The sequence below is a fragment of the Sulfurimonas sp. C5 genome (assembly GCF_029872055.1).
Classification (GTDB): Bacteria; Campylobacterota; Campylobacteria; order Campylobacterales; family Sulfurimonadaceae; genus Sulfurimonas.
The window spans coordinates 1-10557 of the sequence record NZ_JARXNQ010000012.1 but is presented as its reverse complement, the minus strand read 5'-3'; the positions used below and the strand labels follow the sequence as shown (position 1 = coordinate 10557).

Genomic DNA, 10557 nt, shown 5'->3' with positions numbered 1-10557 from the left:
CTGCTCTTTGCAAGAGTGGAAACGTAGGTCGCTGCCTAGTTCGATCAGATTCATTCTTTTCAAAATAATCACTCAATTTAACTTTTCAATCATCTTATTTAATTCATCTATATTACGTTTGTTCTATTTAATTACATTGATTTTTTAGAATATTTTACCTTTACAACTCGTTTATTACGTTCTTATTACCATATAGTTATTTCATGTTTAATATGTGTTAATTGTGATAAAAATGTTACAAATATTCACATTGTATAAATTTTATCACAAATCTGTTTTATAACTTTTTTTTTACTTTTTTGATAAATTCTATAAATAAAGTTAATATTTTTTGTTTTTTTCTACTTTTAATAATATATATTTATAACAAAGTACATTATTTCAAATAATAAGTTGATCTTTAATTCCTTTTATAATTTTTTGTAATATGAGAGCTTTTTTTATTAAGGTTTAGTTAAAATTTGATCAAATATAATGCTTGCAATTGAAACAAATCCATGTTTCTGTATTTAAAAGCTCTTAAGGGGAGAAAATGAAAAAAACAATCAAATTAGCAGTAGTAGCTGCTTTAGCTTTAGGTGCAACATCTGCGTTTGCTACAAATGGTTCGACTTTAATCGGTATGGGTGCAAAAGCTCGTGGTATGGCTGGAACTGGTATTGGTATGTCTCACGGTGCAGAATCTGCATTAGTGAACCCTGCATTAATCACTTCTGTTAAAAATACTGAAATTTCTTTTGGTGGTACTTTATTTATGCCAAATGTACATGTAGGTCTTACAGGTGTTGGTGAAGCAAAAAGTAAAGCTGACATGAATGTGATTCCTGAAGTTTCTATTGCTTCTAAAGTTACTGATAATTTTTATGCTGGTATTGGTATTTGGGGTACTGCTGGTATGGGTACTGATTACAGAGATATGCTTACTGCAAACGTTGGTACAATGCAAATGGTTACAAATCTTCAAATTATGCAATTTGGTGTGCCTTTAGCATATAAAATGGATAACTTTAGTGTTGCAGTAACTCCAATTCTACAATATGGTGCTTTAGATATTAATTATGATATGGATGCTAATGTATCTAGTGGTGTAAATGGTGCAGGTGTAGCACAAGATTTAGCATTTGGGTATAGTGTAGGTCTTGCTTACGAAAATTCTGGTTTAACTGTTGGTGCTGTTTATAAATCTAGAATCGATATGGAATACACTGGACAATTATCTGGTGCAACGCAAGCTTTTGTTGATCAAGGTATTTTCCCACTTCCTATGAGTGATAAACTTTCTACTCCAGCTGAAATCGGAGTTGGTGCTTCTTATGCAATGGGTGAAAGTACAATTGCTATCGATTATAAAAAAATCAAATGGTCAGATGCAGAAGGTTATAAAGATTTTAAATGGGATGATCAAAGTGTTATTGCAGTAGGTTATGAGTACAAAACTGATTCATTTGCATTAAGATTAGGTTACAATCATGCAAGCAATCCTATTAAAGATGCTGGTGCTATGACTTTAGCACAATTCATGGCTGGTGGTATGAACATGACTTCATTTGGTGGAAATGCAATTAACATGTTTAACCTATTAGGTTTCCCTGCTGTTGTTGAATCTCATTATGCAGTTGGTGCAACATTTAACATTAGTGATGTTACTTCAGTAGACTTAGCATATACATATGCTCCAGAAACAGACCAAACACTTATGACTATGCCAAGTATGGTAAGTATGTCTGATATGACAACTAGTGTAAGACACAGCCAACAAGGTGTTAGTGCACAAGTTAACTTTGCTTTCTAATTTTAGCTAGCGAAGATTCTCCTTATCTTTACGTCACCCTTTATGGGTGACCTTTCTTTTTCTTTTTATAAATCATATAAATTTCTAAATCAATTAAAACTTGAAGCTAATAAAATACTATATAGCTCTTGACTACTTTGTAAGTTATGAGTCCTAATAGAAAAATAATAATTTTGCAAAGATGTGTTATTACTGTTAAAAGACTATTATTGAAGTATTGAATATGGAAAGTTATTATTAGATGGCAAGAGAAAAACCTTTTAAAAGGTTTTTCTTAAGATTATACGAGTTTAGCTTCTCTTTGGCCTTCTTTGACCTCACCGATAAGGTAAGAACCTTCAGCAGTAGCTAAAACTTTCTCTACATCTTTTTCTTCTACAACTAGGATCATACCTACACCCATGTTAAATGCTCTGAACATCTCATCACGTGCAACGTGTTCAGACATTAATTCAAAGATAGGTAGCACTTTGATAGCATCTTGTTTGATTTCTGCCATTAAGTTCTCAGGAAGTACACGAGGAAGGTTTTCAACGATACCTCCACCTGTAATGTGTGCCATCGCTACGATCTCATTTTTAAGTGCTTTAAATGTTTTTACATAGATTTGTGTAGGCGTTAAAAGAGTTTCAATTAATGGTTTACCGTTAAAATCATCTTCAAACTTCATTCCCATTTTCTCAAACAGTACTTTTCTGGCTAATGAAAAACCGTTTGAGTGCAATCCTGATGATGGAAGAGCAATTAGTTTATGACCTGCTTTTACTAGAGATACTCTATCCATCTCAGATTTTTCGGCTACACCAACTGCAAAACCTGCTAGATCGTAATCATCTTCAGAATACATACCAGGCATCTCAGCAGTTTCTCCACCGATTAGCGCACATTCACTCTGTTTACAACCCTCAGCAATACCTGCTACAACATTAGTCGCAATATTCACATCAAGTTTTCCGGTAGCGTAGTAGTCTAAGAAAAATGACGGTGTACCAAAGTTACAAATTAAATCGTTTACACACATTGCAACTAGATCGATTCCAACAGTATTGTGAATACCACTGTCAATCGCTAATTTCAGTTTTGTACCTACACCATCTGTAGCTGCAAGCATTACAGGTTCACGAAACCCTTTTGGTAATTCAAATGCACCTGCAAACGAACCGATACCACCAATAACACCTTCAACTTTAGTAGCTTTTACTAATGGCTTGATATTTTCAACAAAGCTGTTTCCAGCATCAATATCTACACCTGCATCTTTATAAGAAATCTGACTCATATCTATTCCTGTTTCTCTTGTGGTAAATCACATTTTTTTGTAATGATACAAAGAGGACAAAAGTTAACGATACCTGCGATCAGAGGAATAAGACCCAAATAAAACCATCCATTATTTAAAATAATAGCCGTTATGATAAGTGCTAGTCCTACAACTATACGAAACACTCTACAAAAATTTCTAACTTTGTTTAAGTCCATTTTATACCTTTAGCTTAAATATTTTGTAATTATATCAATATTAAGTAAAATTAATCCAAAAGTAGATAAAATCGCGGGCAGGTTAAACAACTTATTAGATAACTCTAAACGAGAAAAAGTCCCTTAGAACTATCTAATAAGTTTAAATAAAAAAGGAATAATGAATAATGAAAGAATTTATTTATAATGAAATGATGGTACATATCCCTTTATGTACACACAAAGATCCGAAAAAGGTACTTATTATCAGTGATAATGCTAGTGCAATGGTAGGAGAAATTGAGAAACACGATGGAATCGACTGTGATGTTATTTCGGCGAATATGAATCTTTTAAGAGATGCTGCTGAAAATGGTTACGATGTTGTTATTTCAGAATTAGAGAGTGATGCTGCAGTACTTGCACACTATAACCGTGTTTTAAATGAAGAGGGACTGTTAGTTACAAAACACCCGTCATTGGATGATGTGGAAGCTAACAAACAAATGATGGAAATTTTAGGTAAATATGCAAAAATAATTATGCCTTATAACCTTGGAACATGTGAGACTGCTCTTTTAGCTTCTAAAGCGTATCATCCAACGGCAGATATTATTTTGCATCGTGCAGATATGCTAGATAATTTAGACTATTACAACTCAGATGTTCATCCTGCAGCTTTTGCAATGGGTAACAATGTTCGTAAAACCTATTTAGGAATTATTAAAAACTGATGGCATTTGAATATGCTATAGCACTAACAGGAGGGATTGCAACTGGTAAGAGCACAGTTGCTTCCCTATTAGCTTTAAACGGTATGCGTGTAATAGATGCCGACAGCATTGCTCATAAAATTTTAGATGAATCTTCTCCTTGGGTGAAAGAGACTTTTGGAGAAGAATATTTAAAAGCCAATGGTAAAGTTGATAGAGCAAAACTAGGCTCTTATATATTTGCAACACCTGAGGCAAAGAAAACACTTGAAGATTTTTTACATCCAAAGATCAAAGAAGAGATCGAAAGACAAAGTGAAAAACAAGATAGTTTTAAATTCCCTTATTTAATAGACATCCCCCTTTTCTTTGAGAACAATAATTACGATATAAAAGACAGTGTTGTAGTTTATACTCCTGCCGATATTCAATTAGATCGTTTTATGAAGCGTAATGGGTACTCTGAAGAGGAATCCCGTAGAAGAATAGCTTCTCAACTTCCAATAGAAGAGAAAAGAAAACGTGCAACCTGGATTATAGACAACTCAAAAGATTTAAAACACCTGCAAAATGAAGTAGAACAGTTTGTAGAGAAGATAAAGGAGATATACCTATGAAAATAGCAAAATACAGTGCAAACGGGAATGACTTTGTTATATTTCACGATAGTGTAAAAAAAGAGAGAAATGAACTTGCTCGTGAGTTATGCCATCGCCAAGACGGTATAGGTGCTGATGGTTTAATTGTTGTAGTTCCACACGATACATATGATTTTGAATGGGAATTTTATAACTCTGACGGTTCACATGCCGATATGTGCGGTAACGGAAGCCGTGCATGTGCTCATTATGCTTACAATAATAACTTAGCGCCTGAAAAAATGTCTTTTTTAACAGGTGCCGGTGTTATCAATGCAGAAGTAAGTGATAACAGTGAAAAATCTGGAATGGTTTTAAGTGAGTTGACACCGCCTGAGATTATAGATCGCAATATTGAACATAATGGTAAAGTTTGGTGGCTAATCAATACAGGAGTGCCTCATCTTATTTGTTTGCAAGACAATGTAGAACACTTTGATATTTTAGAAGCACGTGAGCTGAGACATAAATATAATGCGAATGTAAATATTTGTTGTATTACTCCAAAGGGAAATATGTTTGTTAGAACGTATGAACGCGGTGTAGAAGATGAAACACTTGCTTGCGGTACAGGAATGTCTGCTTGTTTTTACAGAGCATTCTTAGAAGAAAAAGTACAAAACAATATAGAGGTATATCCTACAAGTAAAGATACTTTATATTTAGGTTTTAACGGGAAAACTATTACGTTTAAAGGAAGAGTTAAAAAAACGTTTGAGACAAACTGGGATATTTAAAGCCCAGCTGCCTCAACGATTTTAGCTTGTGTATCTGCGATTAGCGGATCGATGATCTCATCAAAAAGACCACCACTCATAATTTCATTTAATCTATAAAGAGTTAAATTGATTCTGTGATCACTAATACGGTTTTGAGGATAGTTGTATGTACGAATACGTCCACTTCTGTCACCTGTCCCCACTTGTGCAGCACGTTCAGCTGCATTTGCTGATTGCTGTTCTTGCATCTGAATCTCATAAAGACGAGATTTAAGAACTTTCATCGCTTTTTCTTTATTTTTGTGTTGCGATTTTTGATCCTGGTTTGTTACTACAATACCAGTCGGTAAGTGAGTAATACGAACAGCAGAGTCTGTTGTATTTACTGACTGACCACCACAACCACTTGAACGCATAACATCGATTTTTAGATCATTTTCATTAATCTGAACTTCAACGTCATCAACCTCAGGCATAATCGCAACCGTAATTGCCGATGTATGTACACGTCCTTGAGATTCTGTTGCCGGAACACGTTGTACACGGTGTGTTCCACCTTCATATTTCAATCTACTATAAACCTGCTCACCTTTGATAAGAGCTACAATTTCTTTGTATCCACCAGCTTCTGAAGCTGACGTATCCATAATCTCAATTTTCCAGTCTCTGAGCTCTGCATAACGAGTATATGCATTAAACATATCTCCAACAAAGATAGCTGCTTCATCTCCACCAGCTCCAGCACGAAGCTCTATAATGATATTTCTATCATCATTCGGATCTTTAGGAAGCATAAGCATTTTGATATCTTCTTCTAAAACAGGTACTTGAGGTTCAAGCTCACGCAGCTCCTCTTTTGCCATATCCATCATTTCTGGATCAGCTAACATCTCTTTAGAATCTGCAATCTCTTGAATAAGTGCTTTATACTCTTTTGCTTTTTCAACTATTGGTGAAAGTGAAGATTGTTCTTTTGAGAGCTCTGTCATCTTTTTGATGTCAGAAGTGATATCAGGTGAACTTAGCAGGTCGCTAAGTTCATTATAGCGATTGATAAACGGAGTAAGTTTATCTGCTAACATAGGGAGTTAGCCTTATAGTGCGTTTACAGCTTTGTGTAGACGGCTTACTTTTCTAGCAGCAGTTTCTTTTTTAAGAATACCTTTGCTTACAAATTTGTGGATTTGTTGGTTAGCTACTTTTAATGCAGTAGCAGCTTCTTCTTTGTTCCCTGCGTCGATTGCAGCACGAACATCTTTAACAATATTTTTAAGACGAGTTCTATAAAAACGATTACGCTCTGTACGAACGATAGTTTGGCGAATTCTCTTAACTGATGACTTGTGATTTGCCATTTATTTTATCCTTCATTGGAAATTTAAGTGCGAAATTTTACCTTAAAAATAATTAAAATTAAGTTAAGTGATGTTAAAATATCTAAGTTTTGAGCTTATTTATAGATAAAAGTTTAACTATGTAGTAATTTTAAAGGTAAAAAAACAGATTGTAGTTTTCTTACTTGTGAAATTATACAGAATAAATATATATTTTAGATGAAGGATGATGTAGCATATGATGAAATTATTTGGGACAGATGGTGTAAGAGGTGAGGCAGGCAGTTTTTTAAGTGCAGAAGTGGCGATGNCGCTCTGTACGAACGATAGTTTGGCGAATTCTCTTAACTGATGACTTGTGATTTGCCATTTATTTTATCCTTCATTGGAAATTTAAGTGCGAAATTTTACCTTAAAAATAATTAAAATTAAGTTAAGTGATGTTAAAATATCTAAGTTTTGAGCTTATTTATAGATAAAAGTTTAACTATGTAGTAATTTTAAAGGTAAAAAAACAGATTGTAGTTTTCTTACTTGTGAAATTATACAGAATAAATATATATTTTAGATGAAGGATGATGTAGCATATGATGAAATTATTTGGGACAGATGGTGTAAGAGGTGAGGCAGGCAGTTTTTTAAGTGCAGAAGTGGCGATGCGTGTTGCAATGGCTGCGGGAATTTACCTAAAAGAAAAATCAGTTACAAATAAGATCTTAGTAGGAAAAGATACTCGTAAAAGTGGCTATATGATCGAAAATGCTATTGTATGCGGTCTTACAGCAGTAGGATATGATGTTATTCAAGTAGGTCCTATGCCTACTCCTGCTATTGCATTTATTACTGAAAATATGCGTTGTGATGCCGGAATTATGATCTCTGCTTCTCATAACTCTTTTGAAGATAATGGAATTAAGTTCTTTGATGCACGTGGAGATAAGTTTTCAAGTGATGTAGAAAAAGAGATAGAAGCGATTTATTTCAATGATGAAAAAATAAAAGAAGCTCAAGTTACTGGCAAAGCGATCGGAAAAGCAAAAAGAATCGATGATGTTATCGGACGCTATATTGTTCAGTTGAAAAATTCATTTCCTGTTGAAATGACACTTCAGGGGATGAGAATAGTCCTAGATACTGCAAACGGTGCGGCATATAAAGTGGGACCAACAGTTTTGGAAGAACTTGGTGCCGATGTAATAGTTTTACACAATGAGCCAAACGGTTTTAATATTAACGATCACTGTGGAGCACTTCATACGAAAGATCTTAAAGAACATGTGATTAAATACAGAGCGGATCTTGGAATTGCTTTAGATGGCGATGCTGACAGACTTGTTGTAGTAGATGAAGAGGGAGAAGTGGTTGATGGTGATCAGCTTTTAGGTGCTTTAGGGTTATTTTTACGCGAAAAAGGCTGCTTAAAAGGAAAAGGTATCGTTGCAACGGTTATGAGTAATGGTGCTTTAGATGATTTTATGCAATCACATGGAATGCAACTGTTTAGATCAAATGTTGGTGATAAGCATGTTTTAGAGATCATGCACAAAGAGGGAATTAACTTTGGCGGTGAACAAAGCGGACATGTAATTATGAATGATTTCGCAAAAACTGGAGATGGGCTGGTAACGGCATTACAGGTTCTGGCACTAATTATCTCTAAAAAAACAGAAGCATCGAAAGTACTGCGTCCATTTAGTCTATACCCTCAAAAATTGGTTAATTTAAATGTTAAAGAGAAAAAACCGTTAGAAGAGATAGCCGGTTTAGATGAAGTGCTTAGTAATTTAGAGAAAGAGAATATCCGTCATCTTATCAGATATAGTGGTACAGAGAATAAATTACGTCTTTTGCTTGAAGCAAGTGATGCAAAATTAATGGAGCAAAGAATGGATGAATTGTCATCATTCTTCCAAAAAGCACTCAATGGATAAAAATCATAATTTCAGACTTTTAGCAATACTACTTTTCAGTATTGCCGGGATTTTTATCATTGATCAGAACATTAAAACTGTTTTTGTAGAGGGATTTCGTTATTACACTGATTGTATAGATTTTATCTTGGTCTATAACAAAGGTGTAGCATTTTCTATGTTTGCATTTATAGGTGAATATCTCAAATATATTCAGGCCGTATTGGTTCTGGGTGTATTTGTTTATGTCATCTACTTACGTAAGCTTTGTTATGCATTACCTGCGGGTTTGATCCTTGGAGGAGCACTTTCAAATGTATATGACAGGTTCATCCACGGTGGTGTTGTGGACATGGTTTATTGGCATTGTGGGTTTGATTTTGCCGTATTTAATTTTGCCGATGTAATCATTGATATAGGGGTTGTCTGGCTGTTAATTTTAAACCTCAAACCAGCTATATGCAAAAATTAATTATAATACAAGTACATTTTTGGTATTATTGCTCAAAATAACATAATAGTACAAAGGAAATTGATGGATATCAAGTCAAACAAAATTAATGGTGCTAATGCTGAAATTTCAGCAACTATCTCTATGGATGAGGTAAATGCTAATGTTGAAAAAATAGCAAAGCAACTTTCTAAAACTGCTAACATTCAAGGGTTTAGAAAAGGAAAAGTTCCTGTAGCAGTTGTAAAACAACAATATGGACAAAAACTTGTAGAAGATGCAGAGTCAGAATCTCTACGTCAAGTTCTTAGCCAAGGTTTAGATGAACTTGGAATAAAAAATGAAGAGCTAATCGGTGAGCCTACAATTTCTAAATTTGACAAGACTGACGATAAGATCGAAGTTGCGATCAAAGTTGCAATGCGTCCAACAATTGAAGTTGGTGATGTAGATGCATGTATCCCAGATTTCAAAAAACCGGAAATCAAAGATAAAGACGTTGAGGCTAGACTTAAAGAACTTGCTGAGGGTCAAGCACCACTAGAGAGCATTAAGCGTAACCGTAAAATGAAAGAGGGTGATACTGCTGTTATCGATTTCGAAGGTTTTATTGATGGTGAAGCATTTGAAGGTGGAGCTGCTAAAGATCACGCTTTATTACTTGGTAGCGGACATTTCATTCCAGGTTTCGAAGATCAACTTATCGGTGTAAAACGTGATGAAGAAGTTGAAATTAACGTAACTTTCCCAGAAAATTACGGTTCTGAAAAACTTGCTGGTAAACCAGCTATGTTCAAAGTTAAAGTAAACGACATTAAAGTAAAAGGTGAAGTTGAAATTGATGACGAATTAGCAAAAAAATTCCTTCCAGGTGATGAAGAAGCTAGCCTAGAAAAACTTAACGCTGAGCTTAAAAAAGCTATGGAACAAGATGAACTTGCTAAACTTTACAATGAAGATTTAAAACCAAAATTACTAGAAAAACTTGTTGATTCTTTAACATTTGATTTACCAGATTTCGTTGTTGAGCAAGAAATTGATATGGCTCTTAACAATAAAGCAAGAGAGATGAGCGAAGATGAGATTAAAGATCTTCGTGAAAATGGCGATAAATTAGAAGCATTACGTGAAACTTTCCGTGATGAAGCACAAAGAAGTGTAAAAGCTACATTTATCATTGATGCTTTAGCACAAAATATGGGTGTTGCTGTTAACGAGCAAGAGTTAATGCAAACAATTTATTTTGAAGCTATGCAATCGGGTCAAGATCCACAAAAAGTTTATGATCACTACAAAGATGCAGGATATTTACCAGCAATTCAAATGTCTATGATCGAAGATAGAGTATTATCAACTTTATTAAATAAAAAAATAGAAGAGTAAGATGAGTTATATTCCATACGTAATTGAGAAAACTGGACGAGGCGAGAGAAGCTACGATATCTATTCAAGATTATTAAAAGACAGAATCGTAATGCTAAGCGGAGAAGTGAACGACGCAGTAGCTTCAACAATCGTAGCACAACTTCTTTTTTTAGAAGC

General features: G+C 34.4%; 12 protein-coding genes. 8 read left to right on the top strand and 4 right to left on the bottom strand.

What is annotated here, in order from left to right; all coding sequences use genetic code 11:
• Nucleotides 1-532: 532 nt before the first annotated feature.
• Nucleotides 533-1792, top strand: coding sequence for an outer membrane protein transport protein (locus P6N22_RS10540; RefSeq protein ID WP_280332775.1), 1260 nt, complete (start codon nucleotides 533-535; stop codon nucleotides 1790-1792).
• 280 nt (nucleotides 1793-2072) lie between these two features.
• On the opposite strand, the gene purM is transcribed toward P6N22_RS10540, so the two are convergent.
• Nucleotides 2073-3071, bottom strand: coding sequence for a phosphoribosylformylglycinamidine cyclo-ligase (gene purM, locus P6N22_RS10535; protein ID WP_280332773.1), 999 nt, complete (start codon nucleotides 3069-3071; stop codon nucleotides 2073-2075).
• A 2-nt stretch (nucleotides 3072-3073) separates the two neighbouring features.
• Nucleotides 3074-3271, bottom strand: coding sequence for a DUF2892 domain-containing protein (locus P6N22_RS10530; RefSeq protein ID WP_280332771.1), 198 nt, complete (start codon nucleotides 3269-3271; stop codon nucleotides 3074-3076).
• Between the two features lie 167 nt (nucleotides 3272-3438).
• Between P6N22_RS10530 and P6N22_RS10525 the strand changes: the two genes are divergently transcribed.
• From P6N22_RS10525 to dapF, 3 genes are read left to right on the top strand one after another with little or no spacing between them, the layout of a single operon-like run.
• Nucleotides 3439-3984: a spermidine synthase gene (locus P6N22_RS10525; RefSeq protein WP_280332769.1), complete on the top strand. Its 546-nt coding sequence runs from the start codon at nucleotides 3439-3441 to the stop codon at nucleotides 3982-3984.
• Nucleotides 3984-4580, top strand: a complete 597-nt coding sequence (coaE, locus tag P6N22_RS10520) for a dephospho-CoA kinase (RefSeq protein ID WP_280332767.1) — start codon at nucleotides 3984-3986, stop codon at nucleotides 4578-4580. The genes P6N22_RS10525 and coaE overlap by 1 nt, the downstream gene beginning before the upstream one ends.
• Complete coding sequence (gene dapF, locus P6N22_RS10515; protein ID WP_280332766.1) at nucleotides 4577-5338, top strand: diaminopimelate epimerase; 762 nt, start codon at nucleotides 4577-4579, stop codon at nucleotides 5336-5338. Before coaE ends, dapF begins: the two co-directional genes overlap by 4 nt.
• On the opposite strand, the gene prfA is transcribed toward dapF, so the two are convergent.
• Complete coding sequence (prfA, locus tag P6N22_RS10510) at nucleotides 5335-6402, bottom strand: peptide chain release factor 1 (RefSeq protein WP_280332764.1); 1068 nt, start codon at nucleotides 6400-6402, stop codon at nucleotides 5335-5337. The genes dapF and prfA overlap by 4 nt on opposite strands.
• Before the next feature lie 12 nt (nucleotides 6403-6414).
• Nucleotides 6415-6675 carry a 30S ribosomal protein S20 gene (gene rpsT / locus P6N22_RS10505; protein WP_280332762.1) on the bottom strand — a complete coding sequence of 87 codons (261 nt, stop codon included), beginning with the start codon at nucleotides 6673-6675 and terminating at the stop codon, nucleotides 6415-6417.
• Between the two features lie 566 nt (nucleotides 6676-7241).
• On the opposite strand from rpsT, the gene glmM reads away from it, so the two are divergent.
• From glmM to P6N22_RS10485, 4 genes are all read left to right on the top strand, one after another.
• Complete coding sequence (glmM, locus tag P6N22_RS10500; RefSeq protein ID WP_348542142.1) at nucleotides 7242-8585, top strand: phosphoglucosamine mutase; 1344 nt, start codon at nucleotides 7242-7244, stop codon at nucleotides 8583-8585.
• A complete protein-coding gene (lspA, locus tag P6N22_RS10495; RefSeq protein WP_280332760.1) occupies nucleotides 8578-9036 on the top strand; it encodes a signal peptidase II in 459 nt (152 codons plus the stop codon). The genes glmM and lspA overlap by 8 nt, the downstream gene beginning before the upstream one ends.
• Before the next feature lie 63 nt (nucleotides 9037-9099).
• Nucleotides 9100-10398: a trigger factor gene (gene tig, locus P6N22_RS10490; protein WP_280332758.1), complete on the top strand. Its 1299-nt coding sequence runs from the start codon at nucleotides 9100-9102 to the stop codon at nucleotides 10396-10398.
• Nucleotide 10399: 1 nt separating this feature from the next.
• The coding region (locus P6N22_RS10485; RefSeq protein WP_280332777.1) for an ATP-dependent Clp protease proteolytic subunit at nucleotides 10400-10557 on the top strand (158 nt) is incomplete at its 3' end.